We start from the raw sequence: 17697 nt of genomic DNA, 5'->3' as shown, positions 1-17697 counted from the left end.
CGGATGGTTGTTTAGTCTGCTTGAATGGGCTTAAAGCCTGGAGGGGTTCTGGCGAACTCTTTGCGCACAAAGAAAACGCCTCCGTCCGCGGACGAAGGCGTTACATAGTTTTGAAACCCGTTTGGTCGGTTATTGCAGAGGATCAGACCCCGGTCTTGAGGCTTTCTTCGAGGATGATCTTCCGAAGCTCAACTGTGACCGCGCCGGGTTTTCCGTTGCCAATCATCTTGCCGTCAATCTCGACCACTCCGGTCGCAAACAAAGGTGAAGCGGTGACAAAGGCTTCATCGGCCGATTGCGCTTCTGAGATGGAAAACGTGCGTTCTTCCACTTCGAAACCATTTTGGCGCGCATACCCCAGAATGCTTGCACGCATGGTGCCATGAAGAATGTCGTTCGACAGTTCACGTGTGATGATCTTCCGGTCTTTGACAATGAATGCGTTGCAGAACGAGCCTTCGGTCACCTCACCATCCTGAACGAACCAAACGTCGTCCACTCCGCCGCGCTTCGCGGCCATCATGCTCATGCTGCCCCAGAGAAGCTGAGTGGTCTTGATGTCGCGACGGCCCCAGCGCTTGTCTGGATGCGACATAACCTTGAGACCAGATTCGACAAACGGCGCGGCCAGCCAGTCGATATCCTGAGTGAAGGCAACCACCGTCGGTTCGATTCCTTCAGGGTAATGAAACGAACGGTCGGCTGCACCGCGGCTGACCTGAATGTATACAGTACCATTCTTGATACCGTTTTTTTCAATCAGGTTGCGATGAATATCCAGAAGTACGGCTGAGTCCACAACATAGGGAATCTCCAAAGCATCCAGTGAACGTTTCAGCCTGGTCATGTGCGCGTCGAACTCGATCAACTTTCCATTGAGCACGGTTGTGACTTCGTAAATCGCATCCCCCATGAGGAAACCACGATCGAAGACCGAGACCATCGCGTTATCTTCCCGCACAAAGTCGCCATTCACAAAAACTGTACGTGGCATGAATTCCTCCTTGGTCAGTTGATATGCGTCCACTTGGACTGAAGGGTGGGTAAATTTGCCAGGCGACTCTAGGCCTTATCGTTGCTCGGGCGTCAACAGCTCTATTGCTTATGTAACTATAGTCAATTGCTAATTCGGGACAATGAGAACAATGAATACAGCTCAATGCAAATCATTGACCGACTTAGTATATAGTTGTATATATAACTGCCAACAAATGTGAGGAGGAAGGCAATAATGAAGAAGCTAATGCTCTCAACGGTTTTAATTTGCGGTGCCGTTGCTGCGAGCGCGGAGGATATCAAAGTCGGCCTCCTTTTGAGTTTTACCGGACCAATTGAATCTCTGGTGCCTCCAATGGCGGATTCGAGTGAGCTGGCATTTAGCGAAGTCAATGCGGCTGGCGGTTTGTTCGATGGTGACATGATTTCGGTGCATAGGGGGGATGCCACCTGCGTCGATGCCGGTGCTGCTGTTGCTGCAGCCGAACGGCTGATCACGTCCGATGGCGTTGTGACTATCCTTGGCGCGGATTGCTCGGGCGTGACGGGTGCTGTTCTTGCCAATGTGGCCGTCCCGAACAAGATCCCCTTGGTTTCACCTTCGGCCAGCTCGCCGGCGCTATCGACGGCAGAAGATGATGGCCTGTTCTTCCGGACGGCAACGTCGGATGCCCGCCAAGGCGAAGTTCTGGCTGAGCTGCTTGTCGAAAAGGGTATCAAAAACGTTGCTGTTACCTATACCAACAACGACTACGGCAAAGGACTGTCGAACAGTTTCGTCAGCGCATTCACGTCGCAAGGCGGCGAGATCACGCTGAACGCCTCGCATGAAGACGGAAAGCCTGACTACTCGGCGGAAGTTGGCGCCCTGTTCTCGGCCGGCGGGGAACTGCTTGTTGTTCTCGGCTACGCCGATCAGGGTGGCCGTGGCATCATTCAGGCCGCGCTTGATGCAGGTGCTTTCGATACCTTCCTGTTGGGTGAGGCCATGTATGGTGACTCGCTGATCAGTGAATTTGGTGATGGGCTGGACGGTTCGTTTGGTGCGGTGCCGTGGACGCATGGTGAAGGCGCCGATGCTTTTGCTGCCCTTGCAGAAGCGGCCAATGTAGACGGTTCAGCTTCTTATACACGTGAGAGTTATGACGCGGCGGCGCTAATTGCCCTTGCAATCCAGGCTGCTGGCGAAACCTCTCCGGAAGCCATCAAGGAAAGCATGTGGAAAGTGGCAAACGGCCCCGGAGAACCCATCCTGCCGGGTGAGCTCGCCAAGGGGATCGAAATCCTGAAGAACGGCGGCGAAGTTGATTATGTTGGTGCCACCAATATCGAACTGATCGGCCCCGGTGAGGTGTCCGGTACGTTCCTGCACTATACAATCAACGGCGGCGACTACGAGCAGGTTGATATCCGCTGATAGGCATTAGCCTTTCAGCGCTCTGGCACCACCTACCTTGTAAACTCCCTGCAGGTAGGTGGTGCCTCCCATTCGAGTATACCTTTTCCGTCCACCGGTCGCATAAGTTGACCTCTGATGTCGGGTGACCCTGTATTCCTGCTACTGCCAGGGTGGGCCTGCTCTTTATGGCACGCAATAGAAGTCCACTTTCTTCGCCTGCTTGTGGTCTGCGAAAGATGTAAAGCAGACTGCCGATATCCGGCATGTGTTATGTGCACCTTCGCCAGTTTTCGATCCTCGGTTTTCCCATACGAAGAATGTGCTTCGATGCTTTTAGGGAAAAAAAGAACAGGCCTGCCACTTTTTTGACTGATTGGTCAATTAAGATGTGATTTGACAGAAATTCCCCTTGGAGTGCAAGACCTTCGTGAGTATTTGCGCCGTGCCGCTGTAGGTAGTCACTCACTCTCAACGTCGTCTTTGAGGCTTTCCCCTCGGCCTTGGGCGAGACCTGCAGCGGCACCGCGCAAATACTGGTCAACTCGGTTGCCGGTCGCAATAAGTGTAGGAGAAAAAACGTGGTTGAGTTTGTGGTAAACGGAGATTTTTCGCAGACATCTCCTGATGGTGGTGCAGGAACGGGTTTGGATCCGGCTCTCTGGACAGTCACCGAGACAAACGACGATCAGGTGCAGGTCAACAAGGACCGGGTTCAGTTTAACCGAAATGGCAGCGACGCCGGAGGTCAGATTGAGCAGACAGTGACCGGAGTCAAAATCGGAGATCCGGTTACGTTTTCTTTCGACTACGGTGAAGCTGGTGGCGGCAGCGGCGGTGGAGACGCCAGCGTGCTTGTCGAAATTCTGGACGGGGATGGAAACGTCGTCTTCTCGCAAACTGCCACAACAGCGGGCACGACCTCTTCAACGTCTTTTGTGGCCACCACAAATGACTACACAATTCGCATAACCGATACGTCGACCGGGAATTTAGGCAGCCTTGATGCCTTTGTGGACAATGTCTCATTTGATGGGACGATGGTCTGCTTCACCAAAGGTGTGTTTATTGAAACTTCCTCTGGACCACGGGCAATCGAAGATATTGAGGTCGGTGATCTGATTGTAACGCAGGGTCAGGGATTGCAGCCGGTACGTTGGATTGGCTCCCGGAAGCTATGCAAGACTACTCTGAGCCGAAATCCTAGGATGGTGCCGATCCGGATCACTCAAGGTGCCTTAGGAAACGGTTTTCCGAAACGTGATCTTGTCGTCTCTCGTCAACATCGCATGACTGTGTCTTCACGGATCGTCGATCGCATGTTTGGGGTTCCCGAAGTTCTTGTTCCTGCAATAAAACTGACCGAGATGCCGGGTGTGTTTGTCGATGAAACGATCGAGGATGTAGAGTACTTCCACCTGATGTTTGATCGGCATGAAATTATCTTTGCTGAGGGCGCGCCGACCGAGAGCCTGTTTACAGGGCCCGAAGCTTTGAAATCAGTTTCGGAGGAAGCGCGGCGCGAAATTCTTACCATCTTTCCAGATTTGAAGAATGCAAACTATTCGCCAAAACCCGCGTTGCTTATCCCAAATGGGCCGCAGCAAAAGAAACTTGTTGTGCGGCACATGGAAAATCACAAGCCATTGCTGGAAACGTATGGGTCGTGGGCTGTATCGGAACCTGAGGAGCCGGTCAGAAGAATTGCCTGACAGCGGGTGTTTGGCTTCAGAACTGTTGTGGGGTGAATAACGCGTTTGCCTGCTTAGCCATTATCGATGCTAGGGCACGACAACAGAGGTTTCCAGATTGGACAGTCTGGCACTCATTTCCCCAGGCAGCGGAGCATCCGTAAACAGGGTATCGGCATCCCCCAGATTTCCGATCCGCCCCGGGGCAGATCGCAGAATTTTCGAGCTATCGGCCACCACAAAAGCCGATTTTGACTGGCGAATGATCGACTTGGTCGCCCGGACCTCCTGAAAGTCGAAATCCAGCAGATCGAGATCGGCATCTATTCCAGCACAGCTGATGATCGCGAAGTCGAACTTGAACAGATCGACAACCTGCGTAGTCAGATTGCCAAGCAATCCCCCGTCCGTGCGCCGGAGCGAGCCTCCGGCGACGACGATCTCGATATTGGGATTGGCGGCAAGGATATTGGCCGTATTCAGGCTGTTGGTAACCACAAGCAGATCGGTGTGGGTCAGCATTTCCCGGGCGACGGCTTCGGTAGTGGTGCCGATATTGATGAAAACGGTTGATCCGTTGGGAACGTGGCGTGCGCATTCTCGGCCGATTAACGCTTTGCCCTGCGTGTTCCTATTCCTGCGTTGCACATAGTCAAGGTTTCCCAGCCCTGAAGATAGGATTGCACCACCGTGAACGCGTTCCAGATGCCCTGCGTCCGATAGCTGTGACAGATCCCTGCGGATTGTCTGTTCCGCAACGTTAAACCGCCGCGCCAGATCTTCGACCCGAATGGTTCCTTCACTTTGTGCGATCTGGAGTATTTCCGACTTCCGATTTCTGCTCAACATGTTCGTTTGCCCTGTAGATTGTTCGAATTTGCTCAATTTCGCACATTTTCGCAAGGCTGAAATGTTCGATTTCTCTTTTAACGAACATAACGGCGCAGGATCGAAGTGCGAATGTGTTGACTTTTGAGTCAAATAGTGATTGTTAGCGATAACAAATTTACGCGAGTCGTGTGGACACGCAATTTCGGCAGGCATCGCTGAAAAGTGGGAGAGACGAAAATGACTGTAAAAGTAGCCATTAACGGGTTTGGTCGCATCGGTCGCGGTGTCCTGAGATCCTTGGTTGAAGTCGGCAGAAACGATGTCTCGGTCGTCGCGATCAACGATTTGGGGCCGGTTGAAACCAATGCTCACTTGTTAAGATACGACAGTGTACATGGTCGTCTGAACGCCGATGTTCAGATTGAAGGCAACACCATGCTGGTCGGTGGCCGTCAGATTCGCGTCAGCGCCGAGCGTGATCCGTCTAAACTGGCCTGGCAGGATGTGGATGTGGCTCTGGAATGCACCGGCCTGTTCACCAAACGCGAAAGCGCCATTCAGCATCTTGGAAACGGTTCGAAAAAGGTTTTGGTTTCCGCGCCTGCCACTGATGCGGACAAGACCATCGTGTTTGGTGTGAACCACAAAAGCCTGACCGGCAAGGATCTGGTCGTTTCGAACGCAAGTTGCACGACCAATTGCCTGTCCCCGGTAGCGAAAGTTCTGGATGATACTTTTGGGATCGAAACCGGGTATATGACTACCATTCATTCCTACACCGGCGATCAGCCAACGCTGGACACATTGCACAAGGATCTCTACCGCGCCCGGGCGGCAGCCATGTCGATGATCCCGACTTCGACCGGAGCCGCCCGCGCCGTGGGCGAAGTGCTGCCGCAGTTGAAAGGCAAGCTGGACGGGTCGGCCATTCGGGTGCCGACGCCAAACGTCTCGGCGGTGGATTTGTGCTTTATGCCCAAACGGGACGTAACCGTTGAGGAAGTAAATGACGCAATCCGGGCAGCGGCAGAGGGCGAGATGCGCGGTGTGTTGGCCGTGACGGATGAACCTTTGGTCTCGACAGATTTCAACCATGATCCGCATTCATCGATCTTTGCTACGCAACAGACGCGGCTGACAGACGGCGGAATGGTTCGCATTCTTAGCTGGTATGACAACGAGTGGGGTTTTTCCAATCGCATGCTGGATACCGCCTGCGCAATGATGGGCCGACTGTAGTTGGTTCACACTTGGTGAAGTTTGGGGCGTCTTTCCTGTTGGAAAGGCGTCTTTTTTTGTTGGGCCTATGCCGACCATCACGTTCCAGCATTGCAATCGGTTTGATCAGCGGGTTCAATGTCGCTGATCTCTTTTTCGCGCCTGGCCTGTTTCCAACAGTTCAGGTCAATTTCGTTCAATCTGCGTTGAATCTCCCATGGCTACAGGCCCGCAAGAAGCCGTCGAAAATTTGATTTCCCTTATGGGCGAAGCGATCATCGGGCGGGCCCTAGTTGGCAGGAGGACCTCTTGAATCATCTCCTGATCTTTCCCGTGTTGTTATTATGGGCGACGTCCATAGCGGCGCAAACTGAGGACGATCCGGCCCGATATACCGGTTCGGATCAGTGCACCGCATGTCATCAGGATGTGGCAGAGGTCTGGAGTGGGTCGCATCACGCGCTCGCGTGGACACTCCCTTCCGCAGATACAATATTGGCCGATTTTGACGAGACTCGTTTCGAGCATGACGGGGTGCAATATGAATTTTCGATCGCGGAAGGCACTTACCGCGTTTTGTTGACCGAGGCCGACGGGACCAAGAAAAATTACACCGTGCATTCAGTCGCGGGGGTCGCGCCGCTTCAGCAATATCTGATCGAAACCGAGTCGGGTCGGTTACAGAGTTTTGATGTCGTTTGGGACGTTCCCGGAAAACGCTGGTTCCACCTGTATCCACACCAGAGCCTGCCGCCGGATGACGGGTTGCACTGGACTGGCCCATACAAAAACTGGAACGCCCGATGTGCCGAGTGCCACGCGACCGGGTTTGAAAAGCGGTATGATGAAGCCCGGCAGTCGTATGCCTCAACGCAGGCCGAGATCGGGGTCGGCTGCGAAGCTTGTCATGGTCCCGGTTCACGCCACGTCGAATGGGCAGAGGCATCGGGCACGGGTTCCCAATCGGCGCCTGCCGGATATGGGTTTTCGATGGATTTTTCGACGCGCGGCACCGAAGCGACGATACAACAATGTGCGACCTGTCACTCTCGGCGAGAACCATTTGGTGAAGGCAATCCGTTGCCGGGAACGCCCTATCACGATGCCTATAACCTGTCTTTGCTTCGCCCTGGGTTATATCATGCAGACGGCCAGATTCTGGATGAGGTTTATGTTTACGGGTCCTTCCTTCAATCCAAAATGTACTCCAAAGGTGTAGGTTGTCTGAACTGTCATGACGCCCACAGCGCCGGGATGAAGGGCGAAGGTAACACGGTGTGCACGCAGTGCCACTCACCAGCCGGGAACCCGGATTTTGAAACGCTGCCTTTGAAAGTCTATGACGATCCGTCCCACCATTTTCATATGGAAGGTTCCGAAGGGGCGCAGTGCAAAAGCTGTCATATGATCGAACGCGCCTATATGGGCATCGATGGCCGCAGGGATCACAGTTTCCGCATCCCGAGACCCGATTTAGCAGCGGCGACAGGGGCACCCGATGCCTGCACGGACTGCCACGCAGATCAGACCGCCGAATGGGCCGCTGCCGAAATCGCCAAGCGCTATCCCGATGCAGCGGTTCGGTCGCATTACGGAGTCACGTTGGCGGCAGGGCGGGCCGATCCCGTGAACGCGCAATCAGATCTGAGTACTCTGGCATTGGATCAAGCGCAGCCGGGGCTTATCCGAGCGACGGCTGTTTGGTTGTTATCTCAAGCCGCTGACGCAGATATGGCGGCGGCGATGGCTCCTTTATTGGCGGATGATGATCCTTTGGTGCGGGCGGCGGCAATTGCGGTTCAACAGGATGCACCGCCCTTGGTTCTGGCGCAACGGGTGGGTCAGTTGCTGAGTGATCCGGTCCGATCTGTCCGGATTGAGGCGGCCAAAGCCATGCTGACCCTTCCCGCGGCGCGTCTTCCTGATCCTGTCCAGGCCGAGATGCAGAAGGCGATGGCCGAGTGGCAGCAAACATTGCAGGCGCGGATCGACTTTCCGGAAACCCATCTGGTACTGGGTGGCATGGCCCTGACGCTCCGCAACTTCCCTGCCGCCAAGGGCGCGTTTCAAGAGGTTGTGCGCATGGACCCCCAGCGCGAAGACGCATGGGTTATGCTGGCCCGGATCACTGCCGCTACGGAAGGGCGTGCGGCATCATTGCAGGTGCTTGACGAGGCGCTGGAAAGGGTGCCGGCCAGTCAGGTGCTGGCCGAGCTGCGCGCCGCGATCCTTGCGCAATAGGTCAGCGCGCCCGTTGCTGCTGATCTGACGATCCACCCTGTTTGCGCATCGTCAAACCAATCCGCTTGCGGGGCACGTCAACCTCGGTCACGCGCACCTTGACCACTTCGCCTGTTTTGACCACCTCATGCGGGTCTTTCACGAACCGGTCGGCCAGTTGGCTGATGTGAACCAATCCGTCCTGATGCACGCCGATATCGACGAAGGCACCAAAGGCGGCGACATTTGTCACGGTACCTTCCAGCGTCATTCCAGGCTTGAGGTCGGTGATTTCTTCGACCCCGTCAGCGAAAGAGGCGGTGACAAAGCTGGGGCGGGGGTCGCGGCCCGGTTTTTCGAGCTCGGCAAAAATGTCGCGCACCGTGGGCAGGCCAAACCGATCATTTACAAAGTGTTCGGCCCTTAACCGTTTCAATGCCCCATCGTGCCCCATGATCTGCCGGATATCACGGCCGCAGGCGGCAACGACCTTTCGCGCAACGTCATAAGCTTCGGGGTGGACCGAGGAGGCATCCAGTGGCTCATCCCCGTCTCGAATACGAAGGAACCCGGCGCATTGCTCATAGGCGCGCGGACCAAGGCGGGCGACCTTCAGCAGGTCCGCACGCGTTGCGAAAGCGCCATTGATGTCCCGATGCGTCACAATCGCTTCTGCCAGCCCAGGCCCAAGACCCGAGACATGTGAAAGCAACGGGGCCGAGGCTGTGTTCAGATCAACGCCGACCGCGTTCACAACATCCTCGATCACAGCTTCGAGCGATTGAGACAGTTTATGCTGATCTACTTCGTGCTGATACTGCCCGACGCCGATGCTTTTGGGCTCAATTTTAACCAGTTCGGCCAGTGGATCTTGCAGGCGGCGGGCAATCGACACCGCGCCGCGCAGCGATACATCCAGATTCGGAAATTCCCGCGCAGCCAGTTCCGAGGCGGAATAGACCGATGCTCCGGCCTCGGATACCACAACCTTGGTCGGGGTCGTAACCGTATTGGGCAGCAGCTTTAGTGTGTCAGCCACAAGCCGTTCAGTTTCACGGCTGGCAGTGCCGTTGCCAATGGCGACCAACTCGATCTTGTGGGTCGTGATCAGCCGGAAAATGGTATCCTGAGCACCGCGCAGATCGTTCTTTGGCTGAAAAGGATAAAGCGTATCCGTTGCCAAAACCTTACCCGTTGCGTCCACAACCGCAGCTTTGACTCCTGTCCGAATACCTGGATCAAGACCCAATGTAGTCCGCGCCCCTGCAGGGGCGGATAGCAGCAGATCCTTCAGATTGCGCGAGAAGACCTGAATCGCCTCTTCCTGCGCGCGGGATCGCAGATCAGCCATCAACTCGACCATCATCGACAGCGACAGTTTTACCCGCCAGGTCCAGCCTGCCACCTTGCGCAGCCATGCGTCCCCGGGGCCGTCTGTACGTGTGTGCAGATGGGCGGCAACGATCGCCTCGGCCCGGGGGCCGCCAAATTCTGGTTCAGGCGCGATGTCGAGCGTCACGATTCCTTCTTTTGAGGCGCGCAGCATCGCAAGAGCCCGATGTGACGGGACAGCGGCCCAAAGCTCCGAATGGTCGAAATAATCGCTGAACTTGGCACCTTCCTGCTGCTTGCCCTCAATCACCTTGGCGCTTAGCAACGCGTCGTGCTGCATGAAACTGCGTAATTCACCAAGCAGGTCCGCGTTTTCGGTAAGCCGCTCTGTGATGATGTCCCGTGCGCCGTTCAACGCATCTTTTGTCGAGGCTAAAGCCCCAGTGACATAAGTTTCTGCCAGTCTTTCAGGGCTTGCCGAGCGGTCAGCCAAGATTGCGTCCGCCAGCGGTTCCAATCCGTTCTCGCGGGCGATCATCGCTTTGGTTCGTCGTTTGGGTTTGAAGGGCAGATAGATATCTTCCAACTGCGCCTTCGTGTCGGCCCGCGCAATGGATTTGGCCAGATCGTCGGTCAGCTTACCCTGATCTTTGATCGAGCCCAGAATGGTTTCGCGCCGCGCTTCAAGTTCGCGCAGATAGGCCAGCCGGTCGGATAGAACCCGCAGCTGAGAATCGTCCAATCCACCCGTGGCCTCTTTGCGATAGCGGGCCACAAAAGGGACTGTTGCACCCTCATCCAGAAGTTTGATCGCAGCGCTGACCTGATTGACGCGCGCGTTGATGTCCGTAGCGATGGTGCTGGTGATGCGGTCCAAAAGGGGGCTCCATTCTAGCAGTTGGAGGCCCGTTCTAGCCAGTCATTGGGACAAGGGAAAGAGACCGTGAGGCAGGGTTTGTGGATAAGCGAAATCAGAGAGTCGCCTTGTGGCAAGCCCACTGTGTTGATTGCCGGGTGCTGGGGTGATGGGTGAATTAGCACACCCCCCGTGTCAATATGCGCGCCCGAACATGGATTGATCCCAAGCCCATCCTGATTTAAGGGAGGCCCTGTCAAATCAGAGTCACCCGTGGGGCGTCAACGCCTCGTTACGGCTCGGTGCCAGTATTGAGCGTTGGCACACACTCTTGGATCGCACGCCCCGAAAGGCTTTAAAAAAGGTAAAGGAATATGGCAGAAAAATCGAACTTCGACATATTGTATACCATTGTAGACGAAGCGCCCGAGCTGGCGAGCGCGTCGTTCCTGCCCATCATCCGCAAGTTCGCCTCGGCCGCAGGTGTCAGCGTTGGCACTAAGGATATTTCGCTTGCTGGTCGTATTCTGGCGACGTTCCCGGAAAACCTGACGGATGCGCAGCGCATCACCGATGATCTGGCGGCTTTGGGTGAGTTGGTGAAAACGCCCGATGCCAACGTTATCAAACTGCCAAACATCTCGGCTTCGGTTCCGCAGTTGATGGCCGCCATCGAGGAATTGCAGTCGCAGGGGTATGATATCCCCAATTATCCTGAAGAACCTTCGACTGACGCCGAAAAAGCGATCCGTGTCCGGTATGATGCCATCAAAGGGTCGGCCGTGAACCCGGTCCTGCGCGAGGGCAACAGCGATCGCCGTGCTGCGCGGGCGGTGAAGAATTACGCCCAGAAGAACCCGCATTCGATGGGTGAGTGGGTATCGGACAGCAAAACCAAGGTTTCGTCCATGTCTGGCGATGATTTCTATGCGAATGAAAAGTCAGCCACCATTACCGCCGCTCAGGCGGGTGATGCCAAAATTGAATTTGTTGGCAAAGACGGCAGCCTCGCCGTGTTGAAAGATAGCTGGCCATTGGAAGAAGGCACCGTTGCCGATGCGACCTTCATGTCGGTCAAGGCGCTGTCATCGTTCTTGGCCAATGCCATCGAAGACACCAAGGATGATGGCACCATGTTCTCGCTGCATTTGAAGGCGACGATGATGAAGGTCAGTGATCCGATCATCTTTGGCTATGCGGTCAAGGCGTGGTTGGCTCCGGTGTTCGATAAATTCGGCGCCGAACTGGACGCGCTGGGCGTTAACCCGAACTCGGGCCTGGGTGACCTGCTGGAGCGCGTGAAGGACAATGCCGAGATTGTGGCGGCCATCGATGCGCTGAAAGCAGATCGTCCATCCATCTACATGGTCGACTCGGACCGTGGCATTACGAATTTGCACGTGCCTTCGGATGTAATCATCGACGCCTCGATGCCTGCCGTGATCCGCGCAGGTGGCAAGGGCTGGGACGAATCCGGAGCGAAAGGCGACACCAACTGCGTGATCCCCGACCGCTGCTATGCACCGGTTTATGACGAAGCCATCAACTTTTTCAAAGCCAATGGCGCGCTGAGCCCCGCAACCGCCGGAGCAGTGGCCAATGTTGGTCTAATGGCGCAGAAGGCGGAAGAATACGGCTCGCACCCGACGACGTTCCAGGCCCCTTCGGATGGCACGATCCGCATTGTTTTGGCCAACGGTGACGTGCTGCATTCGCACGACGTCGAAAAGGGTGACATCTGGCGGTCTTGCACTGTGAAGAAAGCCCCGATTGAGAATTGGATTCAGTTGGCGATGGATCGTCAGCGCCTGACGGGGTCCGAGGCGATCTTTTGGTTAGATGCCAATCGCGCCCATGATGCTGAGTTGATCAAATACGTCAAACCGGCTTTGGAAACTGCTGGCGTCGCCGACAAGTTCCAGATCATGGCCCCACGTGAGGCGACCCGCCAGTCGCTTGAAACGATCACGGCAGGCAAGGACTCGATTGCCATCACCGGTAACGTGCTGCGTGACTATCTGACCGACCTTTTCCCGATCCTCGAACTGGGCACCTCGGCCAAGATGCTGTCCATCGTCAAACTGATGAATGGCGGCGGTCTGTTCGAAACCGGGGCAGGGGGATCGGCCCCGAAGCATGTGCAGCAGTTGGTCGAAGAAAACCACCTTCGGTGGGACTCGATGGGTGAGTTCTGCGCGCTGGGTGAATCCCTGAACTTCCTGGCCGATAGCAAGGGCAACACCAAAGCTGGTGTTCTGGGTGCCGCAGCCGAGGCCGCAACTCAGGGCATTCTGGACAACAACCGCTCACCCAGCCGTAAGGTGGGGCAACCTGACAACCGGGATAGCCACTACTGGTTTGCACGTTACTGGGCCGAAGCGTTGACCGCGCAATCGGAGGATGCGGAACTGGCTGCCGAATTTGCTCCGCTTGCCAAAGAACTGGCAGAAAATGAGGAGCAGATTCTGTCGGAGCTTGCAGCTGCGCAGGGCGCTGCTGCGGATTTGGGTGGGTACTACCACACCAATGCTGCCAAAACCGCAAGTGTCATGCGGCCCAGTCCGACACTGAACGCGATAATCGGATAATCGACCGGCAGGAGAATCTCCGCGACCGACATGCGAAACCGGCTCTGCTCAGGGCCGGTTTTTCCATTTTAAACAAGAAAGGGACCAGCCCCCGTAGCCGGTCCCTTTCGGAGTGAGTGGTGGGGCCAAAGCCTCACCGGTGTAGCTGAGTTTATCTTACGCCGTTTGCTGCCCCTGAATATTGGGGGATTCCCGTAGAGTGCCGGGAAAATCGGTGTTCCAGAAGTCCACCTTTACAAAAAAGGCCGGTCTTTCGACCGGCCTAAGTCTATCAGCTGAACCGAGGGATCAGTTCGATGCTGTGTTCAACTTTTCATTCTGTTCGCGCAGAGTGTCCGAGATGATTGCGTACCACTCACCGGTTTCGCGCATCTCGACCAGACCTTTGTTGATCATCGCGATGTATTCACGCGCGAAGGGATTGGTGCGATGAGCAAGGAAGCTCATCGAGGACAGGGTCGAAACATATGGGTTTTCGGCGATGTCGGCCGAAGTCAGACCCATGTCTTTCATGGTTGAGGCGAACAGCTCAACTTCGAACGCTGCAACATCCGCAGTGCCGGTCAGAACCGCGTCAAGGCATTCGCGGGCCGAATTTGGCTGCACCACCGAAATGTTCGAGCGATTCAGGCCAACTTCTTCCAGCACGACCATGCTCCAACCCGCCATGCGGCAGATGGTCGAGCCTTCCAAGTCCGAGAAATCCGTCGCCGCAGCATATTCGCTTTCCGGCAGGGTGTAGAAGCCGCCCACAACGTCGTAGACCGGCACCGATGCGACGAACTGCGTGCAGCGTGCTTCGGTTTCCGCCGACCACTCGTACGAGCGGTTGGTGCAGTCCGGGACGGTCCATGCGATCGAAATGTCAAACGCTCCAAGCGGCAGCAGGGTTTCCAGGTGCGAGCTCCAGTCATCCACGAAGCTGACCGAATAGTCGCGGCTGTTGCCTGCTCGCTGCAGGCTGGTTGTGGCCAGACGGGTCATGATGCCGCCGCCGCTCAGCGCTTCGGTGGTGAATGGCTCCCAACCATTACCCGCGACCAACTTGATCGGTGGGGCATAGACGTTCGAGCGTTTGACGCTGGCCGCGCGCTTCTCTTCTGCCGCGATCAGTTCTTGTGCGGACTGACCGTTTGGCAGGCTACCGTCCTCACAGGGCAGAGCCAGAACCAGACCGGGCTGCAGCGAGCCGGGGTTGGTGATCGCGTTGCGGTTCGCGTTGAAGATCGGCTGATAGTTCGATGTGCCATAAGCTGCGATCGCAATTGTCGCCATCGTGTCACCGTCCTGCACTGTATAGTTGGTACAGGCTTCCTGAGCTGCGGCGGCGCCAGCGCTGAGGGCGGTGACGGCCGTGGCCGACATCACAACTTTCTTCAGATTGAATTCAAACATTTCCACTTCCTCCGGATTAATAGTGTTTTCAGGCTGTTCGGGGCCTTATCCATTTTCCATTTGATGACGTAATGCGGTTGAGACGATGTCCCGCCATTCGCCGGATTGCTGCATGATCGCCAGACCCTGATTCAACGTCTCAAGGATCGCATCCCCATCTGGATTGTCTTTATGGATCATGATGTTAAGCGGTTTGATTGCCGCTAGGTTGGGGTTTTCTATGATCTGATGCTGATACCCCAGGCGGCTGATGGCCTCGACGGCCAGGTGCGCCTCGATGGCTACGATGTCTGCTGTTCCGTCCATAACGGCGTGGAAGCAATCATCGGGGGAAACCGGACGCATCAGCGTGACGACGGGCTCGTAAAGGCTGACCAGGTCCATATGTGTCATTGACCAACCTTCAGGGCGGCAGATCGTTGTGCCGGCAAAGTCGGCATAGGACAGGGTTTCGACGTAGGTTGAGCCCTCGAGAGCAAAGAAGGAATCTACGACTTCGTAGAACGGATTAGAAAAGTCATAGGTTTCACAGCGGCCCCGGTCAGCTTCTGAAAGCGTTTCAGCTGCATCGCAATTGGGGCGGGACCACGGGAATGTCGCGTCGAACGCAAGAGTCGGCATCAGAAGGTCTAGATGTGACGACCAGTCATTCACGAACTGGATTTTGTAGCCCTGTTCCGGTGCTGCCCGCAGAAACGCTGTTTCCACCAGCTCGGTATACAGGCCACGCTGCGGTAGGCCTTCATCGGTGAAGGGCGCATAGTTGCCGCCTGTAATCAGCAGCAATTGGCGGTCCCGGATTTCCGGGTGGCCACCTTCATCCGCGTTACGGATCAGGGCAGCGCCTTCCGCGCGGGCAGCTTCGATTTCCTGTTTGGCGGCAGCTTTGGCCGCGATCACGGCATCTTCGCTGGCCTTCTTGGCTTCTGCTTCGGCCTCGGCAACACGGGCTTCGGCCTCAGCGATTGCCTTTTCTGCACGCTGTTCGGCGGCTTTGACCAGTTCCGCTGCCATCTCGGCTGCCATGCGTCCAGCTTCGGTATCCGGCAGTTGAGGACCCCTTCCGGCCTCGTCCAGACAGGGTAGGGTCAGAATGTCTCCGACACGAATAAGGTTGGGGTTCGAACCAATCACATCGCGGTTTGCGTTGTGAATAACACGGTAGTCCTCGGTCGCGTAAATCGCAATTGCCAGCTCGCGCAAGCTGTCGCCGGGCTGGATTTCATAGGTCGAGCATGCTTCTTGCGCCGAGGCTGCGCCGGTAGCGGCTGCAAGGGCCAAGCTTGATACGATCAGACGGGTTTTCATAGATGTTCTTTCCCTGCAATTTTAGGGTTTAGCCGGTTTGACCACGGCGATTGATATGTTGTCCTGATCCGGATCACCCTTGGCCTGTAGCGCCCTCAGCAATGCGTCGGAGATGTCCCGCGCCGGGGATTGGACATGGGTGCGCAACAGGCTCTCGATCTCGGAATTCTTAAGGTATTGCAGACCATCGCTGCCCAGGATCAGAATATCGGCCGGGCGCAACGCCAGTGGCTGTTCGGGGCAGTCCACCTTGGGGATTGCAGCGCCCATGATGACCGAGGTCAACTGATTGCGATCCGGATGTATCAACGCTTCGTCGGCAGACAGGGTGCCATCGGCGACCTGTGCGTCGATCATCGGTGCCATCGAGTGATCTTCGTTGATCTGCGTGAGCCTGCCGTCACGGAAAAGGTAGAGCGGGCTGTCGCCGATGGATATCCAGAACACCCGGCGTCCCAACATCAGCATACCCAACAGGGTTGACCCCAGGTTGACCCCGTTTTCTTCACCATGGTTTGCCACGGCGGCATTGGCCTGCATCGCGGCCAATGGCAGAGCGTCGAGCAGGGCGCTCTCGACAAGGTCCGGTCCATCCAGTTGAGTATCCATCGCGTCGCGCCAGGCAGAGATGACAAGGCCCGAGGCGATATCGCCCGCCTCATGTCCTCCCATGCCGTCAGCAACGACCACGTATCCCGCGCTTGCCGCGTCCGATACCCGGGCCGCAATCGCGTCTTCCTGCGCATCGCGCTGACCCTGATGCAGGATCAGGGCGATGTCATATGCAGGGGTTGCCAGCATTATTCAGCATCCCTCCAGTCAAAACCGTCATCGCAGAAGGCAGTAAAGCGGATGGACGTTTCGCTGATGCGGATCAGGTCGCCATTGGACAGCGGAACTGTGCTCAGAACGGGTTTGCCGTTCAGACGCACCAGGTTCGCTTTGCCACCGTGACCCAAGTAACACTTGCGGTCTTCGGGATCGTAAGCGACCACCGCGTGATTGCTGCGCGAAATACCGGTATCGCCGAAATCCAGCTGGATCGCCTGATCGTCGTTCCGGCCGATCTGCATCAGGCCTTCGGTCAGAGTGATGCAGGCTCCGCGCCCCGGTCCGGAGGTCACTACCAGCCACCCGACAGGGAAGGTTTGCTGCGTGGTTTCGGATTTAGCCACCGGTTCGGCGGTTTCCAGCATGTCCTGAACATGCGTATCAGCACGCTCGAAACCCAGGAACGTTGTTTTCACGCGGGACCGGCGATCTGTGGCCGGGGCAGGTGTGGGCTCAGGTTGCTCGGCAACGGTGGCTTCAGGTTCGGGGGCCGGCTCCGGCGTCTCTTCGGCTACCGGTTCAGGTGTCTCTTCAGCCGTCGGCTCAACGACAGGCTCGGACGTTTCGACCTCGGGGGCGACGGGCTCTGCCACCGCTTCGGCGACAGGTTCTTCGGCCTCTGTCGAAGCTTTTGCGACCGCAGCCAGCATGTCCTCTTCAGGGTCCGCGGCATCCTTCTGGCTCAGATGCAGGGTGACGATCTGGTCGTTGCCCTCTTCAACCTCTTCCGAGGGAGCATCGGCTTCGATCTCGTCGACCTCTGGCTCTGCTTCTTCAGCCTCTTCAAACTCCGGCATTTTTTCTTCCGGGATCAATTCATCGGCTTCCTCGTAGGATTCCGACGGCGAAACCCCGCCGCCCAAGGCCTGACGCAGCGCATTGAAATCGGCAATCGGAGCAGGCTGTTCTGAATGCTCGGTTTCCGCAACCTCCGCTTCGGTTTGATCCTCGTCTTTAGTTTTACCGCCACCTTCGAGAAGCCGGCTGAGAGGGCTTTTGTATTTGAACATGGTGTCGACACCTTTTCGAATTCTG

At 56.3% G+C, this 17697-nt stretch carries 12 protein-coding genes; 5 read left to right on the top strand and 7 right to left on the bottom strand.

Translation table 11 applies throughout. The features are described 5' to 3' along the window. Positions 1 to 142 precede the first annotated feature (142 nt). A complete protein-coding gene (locus ACP0GE_RS00230) occupies positions 143 to 994 on the bottom strand; it encodes an aminotransferase class IV (RefSeq protein WP_424830002.1) in 852 nt (283 codons plus the stop codon). A gap of 237 nt (positions 995 to 1231) precedes the next feature. Here ACP0GE_RS00230 and ACP0GE_RS00225 point away from each other — a divergent pair, with 237 nt between their 5' ends. Together ACP0GE_RS00225 and ACP0GE_RS00220 are read left to right on the top strand one after the other, a co-directional pair. After that, positions 1232 to 2413, top strand: coding sequence for an ABC transporter substrate-binding protein (locus tag ACP0GE_RS00225; protein ID WP_424830001.1), 1182 nt, complete (start codon positions 1232 to 1234; stop codon positions 2411 to 2413). Positions 2414 to 2973: 560 nt separating this feature from the next. Then, positions 2974 to 4104, top strand: coding sequence for a Hint domain-containing protein (locus ACP0GE_RS00220; RefSeq protein ID WP_424830000.1), 1131 nt, complete (start codon positions 2974 to 2976; stop codon positions 4102 to 4104). Positions 4105 to 4173: 69 nt separating this feature from the next. Here the strand turns inward: ACP0GE_RS00220 and ACP0GE_RS00215 are convergent, their stop codons facing one another. Next, positions 4174 to 4932 carry a DeoR/GlpR family DNA-binding transcription regulator gene (locus ACP0GE_RS00215; protein WP_424829999.1) on the bottom strand — a complete coding sequence of 253 codons (759 nt, stop codon included), beginning with the start codon at positions 4930 to 4932 and terminating at the stop codon, positions 4174 to 4176. A gap of 219 nt (positions 4933 to 5151) precedes the next feature. On the opposite strand from ACP0GE_RS00215, the gene gap reads away from it, so the two are divergent. Further along, positions 5152 to 6153, top strand: a complete 1002-nt coding sequence (gene gap, locus ACP0GE_RS00210; RefSeq protein WP_424829998.1) for a type I glyceraldehyde-3-phosphate dehydrogenase — start codon at positions 5152 to 5154, stop codon at positions 6151 to 6153. Between the two features lie 288 nt (positions 6154 to 6441). Further along, the gene (locus tag ACP0GE_RS00205) at positions 6442 to 8373 is read left to right on the top strand and encodes a multiheme c-type cytochrome (RefSeq protein WP_424829997.1); all 1932 of its coding nucleotides are present in this window, start codon (positions 6442 to 6444) and stop codon (positions 8371 to 8373) included. A 1-nt stretch (position 8374) separates the two neighbouring features. Here ACP0GE_RS00205 and ACP0GE_RS00200 read toward each other — a convergent pair whose 3' ends face one another. Beyond that, the gene (locus ACP0GE_RS00200) at positions 8375 to 10561 is read right to left on the bottom strand and encodes a Tex family protein (protein ID WP_424829996.1); all 2187 of its coding nucleotides are present in this window, start codon (positions 10559 to 10561) and stop codon (positions 8375 to 8377) included. Positions 10562 to 10914: 353 nt separating this feature from the next. Between ACP0GE_RS00200 and ACP0GE_RS00195 the strand changes: the two genes are divergently transcribed. Next, the gene (locus tag ACP0GE_RS00195; protein ID WP_424829995.1) at positions 10915 to 13128 is read left to right on the top strand and encodes an NADP-dependent isocitrate dehydrogenase; all 2214 of its coding nucleotides are present in this window, start codon (positions 10915 to 10917) and stop codon (positions 13126 to 13128) included. Between the two features lie 288 nt (positions 13129 to 13416). Here ACP0GE_RS00195 and ACP0GE_RS00190 read toward each other — a convergent pair whose 3' ends face one another. Genes ACP0GE_RS00190 through ACP0GE_RS00175 form a run of 4 tightly spaced genes read right to left on the bottom strand, consistent with a single transcriptional unit; the run spans position 13417 to position 17672 of the window. Continuing rightward, positions 13417 to 14523: a peptidoglycan-binding protein LysM gene (locus ACP0GE_RS00190; protein ID WP_424829994.1), complete on the bottom strand. Its 1107-nt coding sequence runs from the start codon at positions 14521 to 14523 to the stop codon at positions 13417 to 13419. Between the two features lie 45 nt (positions 14524 to 14568). Further along, complete coding sequence (locus ACP0GE_RS00185) at positions 14569 to 15831, bottom strand: peptidoglycan-binding protein LysM (RefSeq protein ID WP_424829993.1); 1263 nt, start codon at positions 15829 to 15831, stop codon at positions 14569 to 14571. 21 nt (positions 15832 to 15852) lie between these two features. After that, positions 15853 to 16632: a PP2C family protein-serine/threonine phosphatase gene (locus ACP0GE_RS00180; protein ID WP_424829992.1), complete on the bottom strand. Its 780-nt coding sequence runs from the start codon at positions 16630 to 16632 to the stop codon at positions 15853 to 15855. Continuing rightward, entirely contained in the window at positions 16632 to 17672 is a 1041-nt protein-coding gene (locus ACP0GE_RS00175; RefSeq protein ID WP_424829991.1) for an FHA domain-containing protein, read from the bottom strand. The genes ACP0GE_RS00180 and ACP0GE_RS00175 overlap by 1 nt, the downstream gene beginning before the upstream one ends. Positions 17673 to 17697: the final 25 nt, after the last annotated feature.

Source organism: Ruegeria sp., from assembly GCF_965243365.1.
Taxonomy (GTDB): domain Bacteria; phylum Pseudomonadota; class Alphaproteobacteria; order Rhodobacterales; family Rhodobacteraceae; genus Ruegeria.
The sequence above is the reverse complement of the archived record's forward strand: the minus strand, read 5'-3'. Positions and strand labels throughout refer to the sequence as shown.

Coding starts and splice junctions, on each gene's coding strand:
- ACP0GE_RS00185 (WP_424829993.1), bottom strand. CDS start 15,831: ATGAAAACCCGTCTGATCGTATCAAGCTTGGCCCTTGCAGCCGCTACC.
- ACP0GE_RS00215 (WP_424829999.1), bottom strand. CDS start 4,932: ATGTTGAGCAGAAATCGGAAGTCGGAAATACTCCAGATCGCACAAAGT.
- ACP0GE_RS00190 (WP_424829994.1), bottom strand. CDS start 14,523: ATGTTTGAATTCAATCTGAAGAAAGTTGTGATGTCGGCCACGGCCGTC.
- ACP0GE_RS00225 (WP_424830001.1), top strand. CDS start 1,232: ATGAAGAAGCTAATGCTCTCAACGGTTTTAATTTGCGGTGCCGTTGCT.
- ACP0GE_RS00230 (WP_424830002.1), bottom strand. CDS start 994: ATGCCACGTACAGTTTTTGTGAATGGCGACTTTGTGCGGGAAGATAAC.
- ACP0GE_RS00175 (WP_424829991.1), bottom strand. CDS start 17,672: ATGTTCAAATACAAAAGCCCTCTCAGCCGGCTTCTCGAAGGTGGCGGT.
- ACP0GE_RS00195 (WP_424829995.1), top strand. CDS start 10,915: ATGGCAGAAAAATCGAACTTCGACATATTGTATACCATTGTAGACGAA.
- ACP0GE_RS00180 (WP_424829992.1), bottom strand. CDS start 16,632: ATGCTGGCAACCCCTGCATATGACATCGCCCTGATCCTGCATCAGGGT.
- gap (WP_424829998.1), top strand. CDS start 5,152: ATGACTGTAAAAGTAGCCATTAACGGGTTTGGTCGCATCGGTCGCGGT.